Source organism: Sphingomonas sp. GW821-FHT12D09 (genome assembly GCF_058807215.1).
The window spans coordinates 569,568-585,459 of the sequence record NZ_JBXAQL010000001.1 but is presented as its reverse complement, the minus strand read 5'-3'; the positions used below and the strand labels follow the sequence as shown (position 1 = coordinate 585,459).

General features: G+C 66.0%; 17 protein-coding genes. 12 read left to right on the top strand and 5 right to left on the bottom strand.

The features are described 5' to 3' along the window. Positions 1-96: 96 nt before the first annotated feature. Positions 97-1,473: a protein adenylyltransferase SelO family protein gene (locus AC1RPL_RS02815; RefSeq protein ID WP_493067735.1), complete on the bottom strand. Its 1,377-nt coding sequence runs from the start codon at positions 1,471-1,473 to the stop codon at positions 97-99. A gap of 18 nt (positions 1,474-1,491) precedes the next feature. On the opposite strand from AC1RPL_RS02815, the gene AC1RPL_RS02810 reads away from it, so the two are divergent. From AC1RPL_RS02810 to AC1RPL_RS02800, 3 genes are all read left to right on the top strand, one after another. Next, a complete protein-coding gene (locus AC1RPL_RS02810) occupies positions 1,492-2,361 on the top strand; it encodes an alpha/beta fold hydrolase (protein WP_493067734.1) in 870 nt (289 codons plus the stop codon). A 173-nt stretch (positions 2,362-2,534) separates the two neighbouring features. Continuing rightward, complete coding sequence (locus AC1RPL_RS02805; protein WP_493067733.1) at positions 2,535-3,668, top strand: glycosyltransferase family 4 protein; 1,134 nt, start codon at positions 2,535-2,537, stop codon at positions 3,666-3,668. 64 nt (positions 3,669-3,732) lie between these two features. After that, the gene (locus tag AC1RPL_RS02800) at positions 3,733-5,136 is read left to right on the top strand and encodes an NAD(P)H-dependent flavin oxidoreductase (RefSeq protein ID WP_493067732.1); all 1,404 of its coding nucleotides are present in this window, start codon (positions 3,733-3,735) and stop codon (positions 5,134-5,136) included. A 53-nt stretch (positions 5,137-5,189) separates the two neighbouring features. On the opposite strand, the gene AC1RPL_RS02795 is transcribed toward AC1RPL_RS02800, so the two are convergent. Beyond that, positions 5,190-5,609 carry a PilZ domain-containing protein gene (locus AC1RPL_RS02795; RefSeq protein ID WP_493067731.1) on the bottom strand — a complete coding sequence of 140 codons (420 nt, stop codon included), beginning with the start codon at positions 5,607-5,609 and terminating at the stop codon, positions 5,190-5,192. A 162-nt stretch (positions 5,610-5,771) separates the two neighbouring features. Further along, positions 5,772-6,770 carry a 2-hydroxyacid dehydrogenase gene (locus AC1RPL_RS02790; protein ID WP_493067730.1) on the bottom strand — a complete coding sequence of 333 codons (999 nt, stop codon included), beginning with the start codon at positions 6,768-6,770 and terminating at the stop codon, positions 5,772-5,774. Positions 6,771-6,882: 112 nt separating this feature from the next. Between AC1RPL_RS02790 and AC1RPL_RS02785 the strand changes: the two genes are divergently transcribed. Beyond that, the gene (locus tag AC1RPL_RS02785) at positions 6,883-7,359 is read left to right on the top strand and encodes an SH3 domain-containing protein (protein WP_493067729.1); all 477 of its coding nucleotides are present in this window, start codon (positions 6,883-6,885) and stop codon (positions 7,357-7,359) included. A gap of 279 nt (positions 7,360-7,638) precedes the next feature. Further along, positions 7,639-8,034, top strand: coding sequence for a lysozyme inhibitor LprI family protein (locus tag AC1RPL_RS02780; RefSeq protein ID WP_493067728.1), 396 nt, complete (start codon positions 7,639-7,641; stop codon positions 8,032-8,034). On the opposite strand, the gene AC1RPL_RS02775 is transcribed toward AC1RPL_RS02780, so the two are convergent. Together AC1RPL_RS02775 and AC1RPL_RS02770 are read right to left on the bottom strand one after the other, a co-directional pair. Further along, positions 8,031-8,318, bottom strand: a complete 288-nt coding sequence (locus AC1RPL_RS02775; RefSeq protein WP_493067727.1) for a hypothetical protein — start codon at positions 8,316-8,318, stop codon at positions 8,031-8,033. The genes AC1RPL_RS02780 and AC1RPL_RS02775 overlap by 4 nt on opposite strands. Positions 8,319-8,398: 80 nt before the next feature. Further along, entirely contained in the window at positions 8,399-9,586 is a 1,188-nt protein-coding gene (locus AC1RPL_RS02770) for an acetyl-CoA C-acyltransferase (protein WP_493067726.1), read from the bottom strand. Between the two features lie 85 nt (positions 9,587-9,671). Here AC1RPL_RS02770 and AC1RPL_RS02765 point away from each other — a divergent pair, with 85 nt between their 5' ends. The 7 genes from AC1RPL_RS02765 to AC1RPL_RS02735 all read left to right on the top strand — a co-directional run bounded on the left by AC1RPL_RS02765 (position 9,672) and on the right by AC1RPL_RS02735 (position 15,888). Next, entirely contained in the window at positions 9,672-9,932 is a 261-nt protein-coding gene (locus AC1RPL_RS02765; RefSeq protein ID WP_493067725.1) for a hypothetical protein, read from the top strand. Further along, on the top strand, positions 9,922-10,689 hold the full coding sequence (locus tag AC1RPL_RS02760; RefSeq protein ID WP_493067724.1) for a prepilin peptidase: 768 nt from the start codon (positions 9,922-9,924) through the stop codon (positions 10,687-10,689). Before AC1RPL_RS02765 ends, AC1RPL_RS02760 begins: the two co-directional genes overlap by 11 nt. A 28-nt stretch (positions 10,690-10,717) precedes the next feature. Further along, positions 10,718-11,470 carry an SIMPL domain-containing protein gene (locus AC1RPL_RS02755; protein ID WP_493067723.1) on the top strand — a complete coding sequence of 251 codons (753 nt, stop codon included), beginning with the start codon at positions 10,718-10,720 and terminating at the stop codon, positions 11,468-11,470. Then, on the top strand, positions 11,467-12,882 hold the full coding sequence (locus AC1RPL_RS02750; protein WP_493067722.1) for a coniferyl aldehyde dehydrogenase: 1,416 nt from the start codon (positions 11,467-11,469) through the stop codon (positions 12,880-12,882). The genes AC1RPL_RS02755 and AC1RPL_RS02750 overlap by 4 nt, the downstream gene beginning before the upstream one ends. A gap of 4 nt (positions 12,883-12,886) precedes the next feature. After that, on the top strand, positions 12,887-13,123 hold the full coding sequence (locus AC1RPL_RS02745) for a hypothetical protein (protein WP_493067721.1): 237 nt from the start codon (positions 12,887-12,889) through the stop codon (positions 13,121-13,123). A gap of 203 nt (positions 13,124-13,326) precedes the next feature. Next, positions 13,327-13,776: a MarR family winged helix-turn-helix transcriptional regulator gene (locus tag AC1RPL_RS02740; RefSeq protein ID WP_493067720.1), complete on the top strand. Its 450-nt coding sequence runs from the start codon at positions 13,327-13,329 to the stop codon at positions 13,774-13,776. Between the two features lie 78 nt (positions 13,777-13,854). Continuing rightward, a complete protein-coding gene (locus AC1RPL_RS02735; RefSeq protein ID WP_493067719.1) occupies positions 13,855-15,888 on the top strand; it encodes a malate synthase G in 2,034 nt (677 codons plus the stop codon). The last annotated feature ends 4 nt before the right edge of the window (positions 15,889-15,892 follow it).

The window sequence follows — 15,892 nt, the reverse complement described above, 5'->3', positions numbered from 1 at the left end:
GGCGGCTAGGCCAGTGCCTCCCCCGGCGCCTTCTGACGATAGCTATGCACTGCCGGAACGGCGCAGAGTCTCCCCTCGGCACCCTCTCCGACGATGCTACGCATCGCTGGGACCTTGGCCGGAACCTTGGAGCGCCTCGCCCATCTGGCGGATCGCGGCGACCTTGGCATGGAGCGGCTCCCAATCGTCCGATTCGGCGATGGCCGCCCAGATCGCCTCCACCTCGTCGATCAGCATCGAGCAGGGTGCGCCCGACCAGTAAGCGTGATCGCGCGCCTTGCGGGGCTGGTAGAAGGCAAGCTGGCCGCGCAGATCGTCGAACGCTTCGCCATAATGGGCAGGAAGGTCGCCGCCGAACGCATCGAAGAAGAATTCGTCGAGCGGGACCAGCGTTTCCGCCAATGCCTTTTCGAGGACGTTGGCGAGGATGCGATCAGCCTCGGTACCGCGCGGGGTGACGCCTAGGCGCCAGAGCAGCGCGCTGGCGACTTCGCGCTGATAGACTTCGGGGAAGATGTCCATCGCGGCGATCAGCGGTTCCTCGTCGGCGATCTGGCGCAGCGAAATGGCGAGCTGCATCGCGTCCCAATAGATCGCCTCGGGCTGGCGGCCGAAGGCGTAGAGCCCGGCATGGTCGAAATAGGCGGCGGTGAACGTCTTTTCCCAAAAAGGGGCGAAGCGCCACGGGCCATAGTCGAAGCTCTCGCCGGTGACGTTGATATTGTCGCTGTTGAGCACGCCGTGGACGAAGCCGGCGGCCATGAAGCGCGCGGCCATTGTCGCCGTGCGCTCGACGACATGGGCGAGCAGGCGCGCGGGCCCATCCCCGCCGGGCTCCTCGCCATAATAGTGTCGCAGCACATAGGCGACGAGCTGCTCGATAGCCTCGGTCTCCTTGAAATGGGCGAGGCGCTGGAAGGTGCCGATGCGGATATGACCGTGGTTGAGGCGGACGAGCACGGAGGAACGGGTGGGCGAGGGCTCGTCGCCGCGGTGGAGCTCCTCGCCTGTCTCGATCAGCGAGAAGGTGCGGCTGGTCTCGACGTTCAGCGCCTCGAGCATCTCGGTGGCGAGGATCTCGCGGACGCCGCCCTTGAGCGTGAGGCGGCCGTCGCCGAAGCGGCTCCAGGGCGTCCGGCCCGATCCCTTGGTGCCGAGGTCCATCAGGCGGCCACGACAGTCCGTCATCTGCGCGAACAGAAAGCCTCGGCCGTCGCCGATCTCGGGATTGTACACGCGGAACTGATGACCGTGATAGCGTAGCGCCAGCGGGGTCTGGAGGCTGTTCTTCAGCGGCTCGAACCGGCCGAAATGGGCGATCCATTCCGCGTCGCCCAGACCGTCCAGCCCCACTTGCGCGGCGGCGCGACCGTTGCGGTAGCGCAGGATCGTCTGCGGGAAGCGCGCGGCAGCGACCGGGTCGTAGAACCGATCGCCAAGTTCGAGGATCGCCTGTTGCGGAGTGAAGTCCATGCGGCGATATGGGGACGGATGGCCGAGCGACGCAACTATTCCGACGGGTTCTGGTGGTCGCGGGACGGGATTCGTCTCCACTATCGCGAATATGCGGGCCCGGCGGACAAGCCGCCCGTGCTCTGCTTTCCCGGGCTGACCCGCAATGCGCGCGACTATGAAGCGCTCGCCGAGTGGCTGGCGGGCCAGTGGCGGGTGCTGTGCATCGAGTTCCGCGGGCGCGGCGAGAGCGGCTATGCAAAGGACCCGATGACCTATGTGCCGCTTACCTATTTCCAGGATGTCGAGGCGCTGCTCACCGAGCTGAAGATCGACAGGTTCGTCGCGGTCGGCACGTCGCTGGGCGGGCTGGTGACGATGCTGCTCGCCGCCACCGAGCGCGACAAGCTGGCGGGCGTGGTGCTCAACGATGTCGGGCCGGAGATCAATCCGGCCGGGCTGGCGCGGATCCGCACCTATGTCGGCAAGGCGGTGTGGTTCCCCACCTGGATGCACGCGGCGCGGGCGCTGGCGAGCGGCAACGCCGATGTCTACCCGAAGAACGGGATCGAGGACTGGCTGCGCATGGCCAAGCGGCTCTACCGGGTGAACAGCTCGGGGCGCATCGTGCTCGACTACGACATGAAGATCGCCGAGCCCTTCCGCCTGCCGGGGGGCGAGGCGGGGCCGGACATGTGGCCGACGATCGACGCCATCGCGGGGCGCCCGCTGCTGATCGTGCGCGGCGCGCGCTCGGACATCCTGAGCGAGGAGACGGCGGCCAAGATGGTCAAGCGGGTGAAGGGTGCCGAGCTGGTGACGATACCGGACGTGGGCCATGCGCCGACGCTGGACGAGCCGGAGGCGATGGCGGGGATCGAGCGGCTGCTGGCGAGGGTCGTCGCTTAGGCCATTCGTCATGCTGAACTTGTTTCAGCATCCAACGCGCCTCAAAGGATATCGCCTGTGGAGAGCTGGACCCTGAAACGAATTCAGGGTGACGAAGAATAAGAAGCGCGTACCCGCCGCCTGAGATCCCGGCTTTCGCCGGGATGACGGATTGGCTATCGAGCCTTCCAACGATGCCCATCCACATCCTCCACCTCCACTCGACCTTCAACCTTGGCGGCAAGGAAGCGCGTGCCGTTCGGCTGATGAACGCGTTCGGCGACAAGGCGCGGCATACCATCGTCTCGGCGATGCCCGACCAACTCGCCGCACGCGAGATGATCGCCAAGGGGATCAAGTACGAGATCGCACAGGATCCGCCGCCGCTTTCAGGCAAGCCCTCCGTCGGGCGGTATGAGGCGATCGCGCGCTACATGCGCCGCTTCGACCTGGTGCTGACCTATAATTGGGGCGCGATCGATGGGGTGATGGCGGCGCGCGTGTTCGGCAAGGGGCTGCCGCCGGTGATCCATCACGAAGATGGGTTCAACCAGGACGAGGCCGAGCGGCTCAATCCGGTGCGCAACATGTATCGCCGGATCGCTCTGCCTGCTGCCAATGCGCTGGTCGTGCCGTCCGAAGTGCTGGAAAAGATCGCGCTCAAGCAGTGGCGCCAGCCGCGCGACCGGCTGCTGCGCATCGCCAATGGCGTGCCGACCATGCTCTATGCCGGCAAACCCGATCCAAACCTGATCCCCGAGCTCAAGAAGAAGAAGCCCGGCACGCTGGTGGTGGGCTGCGTTGCGGGGCTCAGGCCGGTCAAGGACCTGCCGATGCTGGTCCGCGCGGTGGCGGGGCTCAATACGCGCTTCAAGCTAGTGATCGTGGGCGAAGGGCCCGAGCGGCAGAACATCCTGGACGCCGCCGAGGCGATGGCGATCGAGGACGATGTGATCCTGACGGGGTTCCTGCCCGAACCACATCGTTACATGGGCCTCTTCGACGTCTTCGCGATGTCGTCCAGGAGCGAGCAGGCGCCGATCTCGGTGATCGAGGCGATGGCCGCCGGCCTGCCGGTGATCGCGCCGATGGTGGGCGATATCCCCACCATGGTCGGCACGCGCAACGTGCATTATTTGTCGCCGGAACGCACCGAAGTGCTGCTGCGCGATCGGATCGAGATGTTCGCCAAGCACCCCGAGGAAATCGGGTATGTCGGCGAAGAGAACCGAGTGCGCGCCCGTGCGTTGTTCGACGAGGGTGAAATGATTGCCGCGTATGCGCGGCTCTACGGCGCCGCGATGGGACGGCCTGACGCATTGCAATAACGAATGTTGCTCGCTTGTTGTGTCTGATCCGTCTAGCGTCGCGCGAATTTTTGTTGGAGGTACTGTGTTCAAGGGTCTGTCTCCCATCCTGTACAACGGCCGCGAGGTCTGGCCGATCGTCGAGGGGGGGAAGGGCGTGGCTGCCACCAACCATGCCAGCGCAGGCGCCTGGGCCGCCGCGGGCGGCATCGGCACGGTCTCCGCGGTCAACGCCGACAGCTATGACGCCGAAGGCAAGATCATCCCCCAGATCTATCGCGCGCTGACGCGACGCGAGCGCCATGAAGAGCTGATTCAATACGCGATCGAAGGTGCCGTCCAGCAGGTCAAGAAGGCCTTCGAGATCGGTGACGGCAAGGGCGCGATCAACATCAACGTGCTGTGGGAAATGGGCGGTGCGCAGCGCGTGCTGCACGGCGTGCTGGAGCGTACCAGGGGCATGGTTGCGGGTGTCACCTGCGGTGCCGGCATGCCCTACAAGCTCAGCGAGATCGCGGCGTCTTACAACGTCAACTATCTGCCGATCGTCAGCTCCGGGCGTGCCTTCCGCGCGCTGTGGAAGCGAGCCTATTCGAAGGCGGCTGAATGGCTGGCGGCGGTGGTCTATGAGGATCCCTGGCTCGCCGGCGGGCATAATGGCCTGTCGAACGCCGAGGACCCGCTCAAGCCGCAGGATCCCTATCCGCGCGTCAAGGAACTGCGCGATGTGATGCGCGAAGGCGGGATTCCGGACAGCGTGCCGATCGTGATGGCCGGCGGCGTCTGGTACCTCCGGGACTGGAGCAACTGGATCGACAATCCCGAGCTCGGAGCGATCGCGTTCCAGTTCGGCACGCGTCCGCTGCTGACCCAGGAAAGCCCGATTCCGCAGGGTTGGAAATCCAAGCTGATGGAAATCGAGGAAGGCGAGGTGCTGCTGCACCGTTTCTCGCCGACCGGCTTCTACTCCAGCGCGGTGCGCAACCCGTTCCTGCGTAGCCTGGAGGCGCGCTCGGAGCGCCAGATTCCCTATTCGACGGAAGAGGCGGGCGACCACACTTTCCAGCTCGACGTGGGTGTGAAGGGCAAGAATTTCTGGGTGACGCGCAACGACCTGCTGCGTGCCCGCCAATGGTTCGGCAACGGCTTCACCTCGGCGCTCAAGACTCCCGACAACACGCTGGTGTTCGTCAGCGAGGAGGAGAAGGGCATCATCCGCAAGGACCAGGCGGATTGCATGGGCTGCCTCAGCCAGTGCGCCTTCTCGTCATGGGCGGACAGCGAGACCAACTCGACCGGGCGGCTGGCCGATCCGCGCAGCTTCTGTATCCAGAAGACGCTGCAGGACATCGCACATGGCGGCCCGACCGACGAGAATCTGATGTTTGCGGGGCACGCTGCCTATAACTTCAAGCGCGATCCCTTCTATTCGAACGGGTTCGTGCCGACGGTGAAGCAGCTGGTGGACCGGATCCTGACGGGCGACTGAGGGGTTTCCGGCGCGGCTTGGGCCGCATCTCGGGGATCGTCAGGAAGCTTTGGTCAAATCTGCAAAAGCGCGACAGCGGCACAGCCGCTGGCGAATAGAATGGTGATGCCGGCCAGCAGCCAGGCGGTGATGCCGGCGCGCGTGCTCGTGAAGGGCAGCGCGGCGGCGGTGGTTTCGGGAACGGGACCTTGGCTGGTCGCCGAAGCCTCGTTCGCCGCGCGGAACAGCGCGGTGAAGTTCAGCCGCTCGATCAGCTGGACGCCGAGTGTCTTGCCCTTCACCCACACGACCCGGCCGACCAGCGCCAGCGAGGCCTTGCGGACCTCTACCAGCGTGCCCGGCTTGGGCGGGAACGGTGCCAGCAGCATGATGCCGTGCGGCGAAATGTTGCGGATGGTGACGTCGCTCCATCCTCCCTTGCTGCGCATCTGGGCGGGAATGACGACCTCCCGCCGGGATTCTCTGGGTAGCATCGGATGTCCCCCGACTATGTGCCCCATCCTAGGGGGCATTGCGTAGGTGGAATTACGCAGCGGATCCCTTGTCAGGTCCTTACCGGGTCTGGTTAACGGACCGAAACCTGCTCCGGATCGGAGACATCGGCCAAGTAATGGCAAGTATTTATAAGATAAACGCTACAGCCAGCCGTCGAGCACCTGGTCGAGCGGACGATGGCCGTCGGACCAAGCGCGAATATTGGCGATCACCTTGACCCCCATATCCTCGCGCCCCTCGAACGTCGCCGAGCCGAGATGTGGGAGCAGCACGACATTGTCGAGCGCGATCAGGCGCGGGTCCACGGCGGGCTCGTTCACATAGACGTCGAGCCCGGCGCCGGCGATGCGGCGATCGGCGAGGGCGGCGATCATTGCTTCGGGATCGACGATCTCGCCGCGGGCGGTGTTGATCAGCCAGCCCTGGCGGCCGAGCAGGTCGAGCCGGCGCGCATCGATCAGGCCGGCAGTCGCATCGGTGTGCGGTGTGTGGATGGTCAGGATATCGACTGCCTCGAGCATCGAATCGAGATCTTCATGCCAGGTGGCGCCCAGCTGCGCTTCCGGCACCTGGGGCAGGCGGTGGCGGTTGTGATAATGGATCTGCAGGCCGAAGGCGCGGGCGCGCATCGCCACCGCCTGGCCGATCCGGCCCATGCCGAGGATGCCGAGCTTCTTGCCGCCGATCCGGTGGCCGCGCATCGAGGTCGGCGCCCAGCCCTTCCAGCCGCCGGTGCGAACCAACTCGTCGCCCTCGACCAGCCGTCGAGGTACGGCGAGGATCAGTGCCATCGCCATGTCGGCGGTGTCTTCGGTGAGCACGCCGGGGGTGTTGGTGACGACGATGCCGCGCTCGCGAGCCGCCTTGAGGTCGATATGACCGACACCGGCGCCGTAGTTGGCGATCAGGCGGAGGCGATCCGGTGCCGCTTCGAGCAGCTTCGCGTCGATCCGATCGGTCACGGTGGGGACAAGCACGTCGCAATCCGCCATCGCAGCGGCGAGCGCTTCCTGGCTCATTGGCGTGTCGTCGGGATTGGTCCTGGCATCGAACAGCTCGGCCATCCGCGCCTCGACACCGTCGGGCAGCGCGCGGGTGACGATCACCCGGGGGCGGGAGGGGCGCGAGCCTTGTGCCATAAAGGGCGGCTTGGCCGGTGCCGCGGCGCCAGTCAACGGTTGATGGCAGGGGTATGCTCGGGGTAAACGGCCGGCTCACGAATTGAAGGGGCGCGAATTGAACGGGGATCGCATGCGTTTTTGGAAATGGCTTGTGCTGGGCGTCATCACGCTCGGGCTGGCCGTTCCGGCGCTCGCCCAGCGCAGGACGCCCTATTTCGTCTCGATCAAGGCCGAGAAGGCGCGGATGCGCACCGGCCCGGGGCGCAACTACCCGGCGAACTGGCTCTACCAGCGGCGCGGCCTGCCGCTGAAGGTGATCGCCCTCTATGGCGAGTGGCGCAAGGTCGAGGACCCGGACGGTACCCAAGGGTGGATGCAGGCCAATCTGCTCGACGATGTGCGCACCGCGATGGTGATCGGCACCGTCACCGAGATGCGCGACGGCCCGCGCTTCAACGGCCGGGTGAGCTGGCGCGCGGCGCCTGGCGTGGTCGGCCGAGTGAGCCGGTGTTCGAGCGGCTGGTGCTGGTTCGACGTCGCCGGGCGCGGCGGCTATGTCGAACAGAGCCATATCTGGGGCACCGATCCGGGCGAAGCGGTGAACTGAGATTTGCCCAGATTGGGTACGGAAAGTCACAAAAGTCGCGACGCATGACGCTTCGCGATTGTGCCTTTCCGCGTGCCTGGAATTACCCTGAATGAGGCAACGGCATGCGACGTCCTTCGCGGGCCATTGTCTCGCATCTCAGCGTTAACCGGCCCGGCGGGCAGTGTGAGAATCTTCGCAATGAGAAAGAGCCTGACCGGCATGGAAAGGCAAAATCCACATCGGAAGCCCGGCAACAACCCGTGGGCGCGGGCGTTCGACGGGCGAGGAGACAAGAGAATGACCTTCCGATTTGCCGCGGCAATGCTCGCGGCATCGCTGATCGCGACTGGCGCCCATGCCCAGAGCGCCGGCGCGTTCATGCAGAACTCGACCTTCAAGGATCCCGCGCCGGCCAAGTGCGAGACGACCTTCGACATGCAGCATTGCGCGGCGCATGACCTGCGCGTCGCGGATGCACAGATGAGCGCGCGCTATTCGGCGCTGCGTGCCCGGCTAGGACCGGCGGCGCGGCAACGGCTGCTGGCCGACCAGCGCAAGTGGCTGGCCGAACGTGATCGCGGCTGCATCGCAAAGGGGGATCGCTATAGCGGCGGGACGATGGCGCCGGTGGTAATCGCGACGTGCTGGGTCGAGGTGACCAAGGCGCGGGCCAGGGTGCTGGCGAAGCGCTAGGCCAGCTTGTGGGGCGTCGGGTCTCCGCATTCGTCGATCAACTGTCGGCGGGCTTCGATGCGGGCGTTTTCGAACCAGGCCTGTGCGTTCTCGGGGAGCGTGACGAGGATTGCCTCGTCCGATTCCAGGGCGATGCGGCGGACCAATTGCTCGACTTCCACGCCAAGCAGCGGGGCGAGCAGGCGCATCGTCCTTGCCCGTAGCCGGAACTCGAAATCGTCGAGGCGCGCAGATTCTACTTCGGCCTTTTTGAGCAGCGCGCCTCGTAAGTCGAAGACCATCATTCGTCCCTTCGTTTCGTTTTCTCGTCATCTCCGCTTCGCGGGGATGACGGATTAAAGGGCGGGTGCGGGTGGTGCAGACGTCAGTCCAGCAATTCCACTGCCATCGCAGTCGCTTCGCCGCCGCCGATGCACAGCGAGGCGAGGCCACGGCGGGCGCCGCGCGTCTCAAGCGCCGAGAGCAGCGTGGCGAGCACCCGCGCGCCGCTGGCGCCGATCGGATGGCCGAGCGCACAGGCGCCGCCATTTACGTTGAGCACGCCATGATCGAGCCCGAGCTCCTTCATCGCGATCATCGCCACGGCGGCAAAGGCTTCGTTGACTTCGAACAGGTCGACATCGCCCGTCGCCCAACCGGCCTTGGCCAGCGCCTTCTGCATCGCGAACACCGGAGCAGTGGTGAAGCGCGCCGGGGCGTGCGCGTGCGCGGCATGGGCGACGACGCGGGCGACCGGCGTGAGACCCAGCTTCTCGGCGACGCTCATCCGCGTCATCACCAGCGCGGCGGCGCCGTCCGAGATCGACGAGGCATTGGCCGCGGTGATCGTGCCGTCCTTCGAGAAGGCGGGCCTGAGCGTGGGGATCTTGGCGGGGTCGGCCTTGCTGGGCTGCTCATCGAACGTGACGGAAACCACGCCCTTGCGGGTCTTCACCTCGACGGGAACGATCTCGCGGTCGAAGGCGCCGCTCGCCTGGGCGGCCTTGGCGCGCTCGAGCGAGGCAATGGCGAAATCGTCCTGGGCAGCGCGCGTGAACTGATATTCCTGCGCCACTTCCTCGGCGAAATTGCCCATCAGCTTGCCCGGCTCATAGGCATCTTCGAGCCCGTCGAGATACATGTGGTCCTTGAGCACGTCATGGCCGATGCGGGCGCCGGCGCGGTGGCGCAGCGACAGATATGGCGCGTTGGTCATGCTCTCCATGCCGCCCGCGATCAGCAGATCGACGGAGCCGGCGGCGAGTGCCTCTGCGGCCATGATCGCCGCCTGCATGCCCGATCCGCACATCTTGTTCACGGTCGTCGCTTCGATGTGGTTGGGCAGGCCGGCCTTGAGCGCCGCCTGGCGGGCCGGAGCCTGGCCGAGGCCGGCGGGGAGGACGCAGCCCATATAGATGCGCTCGATCGCATCGCCCTTCAGCCCGGCGCGTTCGACGGCGGCGCCAACCGCGGCGGCACCGAGATCGGTGGCGGTTGCATCGCTCAGCGCGCCCTGGAAGCTCCCCATCGGCGTGCGGGCATAGGAGGCGATGACGACGGGGTCGGCGGACATATTGGATCCTCTCATGTGTTGGCGCCGATCTAGTAACTGATGCGACGGTTTGCAAAAGTCGCGTGGCCCGGCATGAGGACGAATCATGACCCTGATCGATATTCTCAAATGGTATGCCTCGATCAGCGGAATCATCGCTGCCTTCCTGGTCTCGCTCGATCTCGGGCGGCGCTGGACCGGGCGAGGCTTCGCGCTGTTCGTCACCTCGAGCATCGCCTGGATCGCCGGCGCGCTGATGACCAAGGACGAGCCGCTGTGGACGCAGAACATCGTGCTGTTCGGGATCAACTGCTTCGGCGTCTGGCGGTACCTGATCCGCAAGCGAAAGCCGCATGATGACGATTGATCCGGCCTGGGGCTGGGCAGTGCTGCTCGGCGTGCTGGGGCTGGTCTTCGGCAGCTTCATCGCGACGCTGGCGATCCGCTGGCCCGCGGGGCGCGTGATTTCGCGCGGGCGATCGGAGTGCGACAGTTGCGGCAAGAGCCTGCGCGCGGGCGAGTTGGTACCGGTGCTGAGCTATCTACTCCAGCGCGGCCGCTGCCGAGGCTGTGGCGTGCCGATACGGACGAGCCATTTGCTGACCGAGCTGATCGGCGGCGCGATCGGTGTGGCGGCTGCTTTGGCCTCGCCCGATCCGGCTGGGGCGGCGGGCGCGGTGTTCGGCTGGCTGCTGCTGACGCTGGCGGCGCTCGACGTGGCGGCCTTGTGGCTGCCCAATGCGCTGACCGCCACGCTCGCCGCGACAGGGCTGGCGACGGGGTTGCTGGGCCTCAACCCGCCGCTGGACGAGCGGCTGATCGGCGGCGCGGCGGGCTTCGGCGTGCTGTGGCTGGTCGCCTGGGGCTATCGGCGGGTGCGCGGACGGCAGGGGCTGGGCGGGGGCGACCCCAAATTATTCGGCGGGATCGGACTGTGGCTCGGCTGGCACGCGCTGCCCTTGGTATTGCTCGCCGCTTGCCTGATCGGGCTGGCAGGCGTGCTGGGGTTGATGCTCGGCGGCCGGCGCGTGACCGCGACCGACAGGCTGCCGTTCGGCGTGATGCTGGCTGCGGCGGCGTTCGCCGTGTGGCTTGGCTTGGCGTTGGGGCCGATGCCGGTCTAGGCTCTGCTCCAAAGAGGGAGAGCGAGACATGCGGTGCTTGGTGCTGGGAACGGGAATCCTGCTCGGCATGATGATCGGACAGGGTGCGGCGGCGCAGGATCGCGAGCCCGAGACGATCCAGGTGCTCGCCACCGGATCGGTGGAGACTGCACCGGAGACTGCGACGATCACCTATCGCGTGCGGGGCGAAGGCGCCAAGCCGGATGACGCGAGCCGCGCGCTCGCCGGCCGCAAGACCGGGATCGAGAAGGCGCTGGCGAGTGTCGCGGGCGTGAAGCTCCAGAGCCATACCGGCGACCTCGAAATGACCGAGGTGCGCGGGAAGGATTGCGGCAACGGCGACCGCTATGACGCGCCACGGCTTTCCACCGGGCCGTGCGCGACCTTGGGCTATATCGCCGAGTTGGACGTCACGGTGACGGCGATGCCGGCGGACAAGGCGGGTACACTCACTGGGCTGGCGGCCCGCGAAGGTGCGACGGGCGCCAAGCTGGAGAGCTTCGATATCCTCGACCAACGCGCCGCGCACAAGCGGGCGACGGTCGCCGCCGTGGCCAACGGCACGGCGGAGGCCGAAGCGATCGCCGCTGCTTCCGGCGTGAAGCTCGGACGGCTGCTTCGCGCATCCGACAGTGATGCACGGGTGATTGGGGTGGACGGCATCGTGGCCGAGGACATCGGCAGGCTCCCGAATATGGCCACCCCGGTGACGATCGCCATCTCCCCCAAGGCAGTGGTGACCAACGCCCGGCTGGTGCTGACCTTCGAGGTGGTGCGATGAGCATCCGTGACCTGCTCGATGCGCAGCGCGTCGCCTTCATGGCCGAGCTGCCGGTGCCGCTGGAGACGCGGCGCGACCGGCTGGAGCGCGCGATCGCGATGGTATCCGAGAATGCCGACAAGCTCTGCGATGCGCTGAGCGAGGATTTCGGACATCGCAGCCGCGAGCAATCGATGATCACCGATATCGCCGCCTCGGTAGGGCCGCTCAAGCATGCGTTGAAGCACCTCAAGGCGTGGTCCAAGCCGGTACGCAAGCCGGTGATGTTTCCACTCGGGCTGCTCGGGGGGCGGGGCCGCATCGAATATCAGCCCAAGGGCGTGGTGGGTATCATCGCGCCGTGGAATTTCCCGGTGCAGCTGGTGATGAGCCCGCTGGCCGGTGTGTTCGCCGCGGGCAACCGGGCGATGGTGAAGACCAGCGAATATACGCCGGCGGTCGCCGCGCTGATGGAAGCGCTGGGCGCGCGGTATTTCGATCCCGCCGAGCTCGCCTTCGTCAGCGGCGGGCCGGAGGTCGGCAAGGCGTTCGCAGAACTACCGCTCGATCATCTGCTGTTCACGGGTGCGACCGGCATCGGGCGGCATATCCTGTATGCGGCGGCCGACAACCTCACGCCGGTCACGCTGGAGCTTGGCGGCAAGTCGCCGGTGCTGGTGGGTCGGTCGGCGGATATCGCCCAGGCGGCCGAGCGGGTGGCTTTGGGCAAGATGCTGAATGCCGGCCAGATCTGCCTGGCGCCCGATTATGTGCTGGTGCCCGAGGATAAGGAGGCGGCGATGGTGGACGGCCTCTTCGCCGCGGCTTCGCGTATGTATCCGACCTTGCTGTCGAATCCGGATTACACCGCGGTGATCAACGACCGGCATTATGAACGGCTCACCGGCTGGATCGAGGACGCCCGCGCCAAGGGCGCCGAGGTGATCGCCGTCAATCCGGCGGGCGAGGACTTCGGCACGTCCAATTCGCGCAAGCTGCCGCTCCATATCGTCCGCGGCGCCACCGACGACATGACCGTGATGCAGGAGGAGATATTCGGGCCGATCCTGCCGATACGCAGCTATGGGCGGATCGACGACGCGATCGGCGAAGTGAACCGGCGCGACCGGGCGCTGGCGCTCTATTATTTCGGGCAGGACAAGGCCGAGCGGCGCCAGGTGCTCGACCGGACGATCTCGGGCGGCGCCACGGTGAACGACGTGATCTTCCATGTCAGCCAGGAAGAGCTGCCCTTTGGCGGCATCGGCCCGTCGGGCATGGGTGCCTATCATGGCGAGATCGGCTTCCGGACGTTCAGCCACGCCAAGGCTGTGTACAGCCAGCCGAGGATCGACATCGCCAAGCTCGCTGGGATGAAGCCGCCTTATGGCAAGGCGACGCAGGCGACGATCAAGCGGCAGATGAAGGGATGAGCGCGTGACGCAGGGGCTGGTGGCGCTCGGGCTGATCGCGGTGTTCTTCGCTGCAATGCCGTGGACGCTACGCTGGGTGAAAAGCTCCGGCGGCAAGGGCCGCATGGGTGGCATCGCGCTGGGGCTGGGCCTGGCCTTCGCGTTCCTGCTCGATCCGGCCAAGGCCGACGCGATGGCGAATATCGAGGATCAGAAGCGGCGAGGAGGCAAGGCTGTCGGCCAAGGCGAATTGCACGATTGAATTCCGCCGGATCGCGCACAAAAAAAAGGCCGCCCCGAAGGACGGCCGTGAAAGTCTTAGGAGAGGATGCCTGAAAGGCCTGATCTTTGTGCATCGCAGCGGATCATATCGCAATTGCGTAATGTTACCGGTAGCATTGCATAAATTGCAACTGGTCAGCGTTGTCAGTTGCGCAACTCAACATCGTTGCCGAAGGTGAGCGTATGACCGCGTTGAAGCTCGACGATTTCCTGCCCTTCCGACTTTCCCTCGCCTCCAACGCGGTGTCAGATGCGGTGGCGAGCGCCTATCGCGCGCTGTTTGGGCTCAAGATTCCCGAATGGCGGCTGGTGACGATCCTCGCCGAGGGCGGGGCGATGAGTCAGCAGGCGCTGTGCGGGCGGACGCGGATGGACAAGGTGACGGTGAGTCGCGCCGCGATTGCGCTGTCCGAGCGCGGGCTGATCAGCCGGGCGAGTAATCCCGGCGACCAGCGCTCGCATTTGCTGGCGCTGAGCAAGGCGGGTTGGGAACTGTACGAGGAGATCGCTCCCAAGGCGATCGAACTGGAGCGCAAGGTCTTTGCCGGCTTCACCCGCGAGGAGCGGCTGCAATTGCGCGAAATGCTCGACCGGATCGAGGCTGCGGTCGAGGCGATCGAGGAGAAGCCTTGATCCTGGGCATGGCTATCGCCTAAGCAGGGCATGCCCTCCCCAGGCGAACGCTAGTAATGTGTCCGCAGGAGGATTTTCATGACCGTCATTCGTTCGGGCCTTTCCGTCGCCGAGCCGCTCGCGCGTTTCGTCGAGGAACAGGTGCTGCCGGGGCTCGACATCGCGGCGGATGGCTGGTGGGCGGGCGTGGCGGAGATCTTCGCCCGGTTTGCGCCGGAGAATCGCGCATTGCTGGCCAAGCGCGATGCGATCCAGGCAGCGATCGATGCGCAGCCGGGGCGGTCCGGGGAAGAGGCGTTCCTGCGCGAGATCGGCTATCTGGTCGAAGAGCCGGCGCCGTTCGCGATCGGCACACAGCATGTCGATGCCGAGATCGCGACGATGGCCGGGCCCCAGCTCGTCGTGCCGGCGCTCAACGCGCGCTTCGTGCTCAACGCCGTCAATGCGCGCTGGGGGAGCCTGTACGACGCGCTCTATGGCACCGATGCGCTGCCCGGGGCGGCGAAGCCGGCCGGTTATGACGCCGAGCGCGGCGCGCAGGTGATCGCCTATGCCAAGGCGCTTCTCGACAAGGCCGTGCCGCTGGCGAACGGGAGCTGGGCTGGGCTGTCGAGCGAACCGGTGCTCGCCGATCCTGGTCAGCAGGTCGGGCCTTGGCTGTTCCGCAATAACGGGCTGCACATCGAAATAGTCATTGATCGCGACCATCCGATCGGGCGCGACGATCCTGCTGGCATCGCCGATGTGGTGCTCGAGTCCGCGCTGACGGCAATCGTCGATCTGGAGGACTCCATCGCCGCGGTCGATGCCGAGGACAAGGTTGCGGCCTATGCCAATTGGCTGGGGCTGATGCGGGGCGATCTGGAGGAGAGCTTCGACAAGGGCGGCAGGACGCTCACACGGCGACTCAACCCGGATCGCGGCGACCTGCCGGGCCGTTCGCTGCTGTTCGTGCGCAATGTCGGCCATCTGATGACGACGCCGGCGGCGCGTCTGGCCGATGGCAGCGAGGCACCGGAGGGGGTGCTTGATGCGATTCTGACCAGCACGATCGCGCTCTACGACATTCGCGGCCTCGGCAGGTATCGCAACAGCCGGACGGGCTCGATCTATATCGTGAAGCCCAAGATGCACGGGCCCGAGGAATGCGGCTTCACAAGCACGCTTTTCGACGCGGTCGAGGAGCTGCTCGTCCTGCCGCGCCATACGATCAAGGTGGGCGTGATGGACGAGGAGCGGCGGACCTCGGCCAATCTGGCGGCGTGCATCCATGCGGTTCGCGACCGGATCGTGTTCATCAATACCGGCTTCCTCGATCGCACCGGCGACGAGATCCACACCAGTATGCACGCCGGGCCGATGGTGCCCAAGGGCGAGATGAAGGGCGCCGACTGGATCAAGGCCTATGAAGACCGCAATGTCCGCATCGGGCTCGCCTGTGGGCTCTCGGGCAAGGCGCAGATCGGCAAGGGCATGTGGGCGGCGCCCGACCGGATGGCGGACATGCTCGCGCAGAAGGTCGCGCATCCGATGAGCGGCGCAAACACCGCCTGGGTGCCGAGCCCGACGGCTGCGACCTTGCACGCGCTGCACTATCACCAGGTCGATGTGTTCGCGCGCCGGGCGGAGATTGCTGGCGAGGCGATCCCCGCCCTTGATCTATTGCTCACCGTGCCGTTGGCGATCGGGCGCAACTGGCAGGCCGAGGAAGTCGCGCTGGAACTCGACAACAACGCCCAGGGCATCCTCGGCTATGTCGTGCGCTGGATCGACCAGGGCGTCGGCTGTTCCAAGGTGCCCGACATCCATGACGTCGGGCTGATGGAAGACCGCGCGACGTTGCGTATTTCGTCGCAGCACATGGCCAATTGGCTGCTCCACGGCGTGGCGAGCGCCGAGGATATCGACGCGGCGCTCGAGCGGATGGCTGCGAAGGTCGACGGGCAGAATGCGCGCGATCCGCTCTACCGGCCAATGGCGGGGAACGAGGACAGGAGCCTGGCTTTCCAGGCGGCGCGGGCGCTGGTCTTCGAGGGACTGGAACAGCCGAACGGCTATACAGAACCACTTCTCCACAGATTTCGCGCCGAAGCCAAGGCGATAGCGCGCTGAAAAC

Excerpts from the sequence above, each read along its gene's own strand:
- AC1RPL_RS02815 (WP_493067735.1), bottom strand. The coding sequence starts at position 1,473 with ATGGACTTCACTCCGCAACAGGCGATCCTCGAACTTGGCGATCGGTTC.
- AC1RPL_RS02810 (WP_493067734.1), top strand. The coding sequence starts at position 1,492 with ATGGCCGAGCGACGCAACTATTCCGACGGGTTCTGGTGGTCGCGGGAC.
- AC1RPL_RS02805 (WP_493067733.1), top strand. The coding sequence starts at position 2,535 with ATGCCCATCCACATCCTCCACCTCCACTCGACCTTCAACCTTGGCGGC.
- AC1RPL_RS02795 (WP_493067731.1), bottom strand. The coding sequence starts at position 5,609 with ATGCTACCCAGAGAATCCCGGCGGGAGGTCGTCATTCCCGCCCAGATG.
- AC1RPL_RS02790 (WP_493067730.1), bottom strand. The coding sequence starts at position 6,770 with ATGGCACAAGGCTCGCGCCCCTCCCGCCCCCGGGTGATCGTCACCCGC.
- AC1RPL_RS02785 (WP_493067729.1), top strand. The coding sequence starts at position 6,883 with ATGCGTTTTTGGAAATGGCTTGTGCTGGGCGTCATCACGCTCGGGCTG.
- AC1RPL_RS02780 (WP_493067728.1), top strand. The coding sequence starts at position 7,639 with ATGACCTTCCGATTTGCCGCGGCAATGCTCGCGGCATCGCTGATCGCG.
- AC1RPL_RS02775 (WP_493067727.1), bottom strand. The coding sequence starts at position 8,318 with ATGATGGTCTTCGACTTACGAGGCGCGCTGCTCAAAAAGGCCGAAGTA.
- AC1RPL_RS02770 (WP_493067726.1), bottom strand. The coding sequence starts at position 9,586 with ATGTCCGCCGACCCCGTCGTCATCGCCTCCTATGCCCGCACGCCGATG.
- AC1RPL_RS02765 (WP_493067725.1), top strand. The coding sequence starts at position 9,672 with ATGACCCTGATCGATATTCTCAAATGGTATGCCTCGATCAGCGGAATC.
- AC1RPL_RS02760 (WP_493067724.1), top strand. The coding sequence starts at position 9,922 with ATGACGATTGATCCGGCCTGGGGCTGGGCAGTGCTGCTCGGCGTGCTG.
- AC1RPL_RS02755 (WP_493067723.1), top strand. The coding sequence starts at position 10,718 with ATGCGGTGCTTGGTGCTGGGAACGGGAATCCTGCTCGGCATGATGATC.
- AC1RPL_RS02750 (WP_493067722.1), top strand. The coding sequence starts at position 11,467 with ATGAGCATCCGTGACCTGCTCGATGCGCAGCGCGTCGCCTTCATGGCC.
- AC1RPL_RS02740 (WP_493067720.1), top strand. The coding sequence starts at position 13,327 with ATGACCGCGTTGAAGCTCGACGATTTCCTGCCCTTCCGACTTTCCCTC.
- AC1RPL_RS02735 (WP_493067719.1), top strand. The coding sequence starts at position 13,855 with ATGACCGTCATTCGTTCGGGCCTTTCCGTCGCCGAGCCGCTCGCGCGT.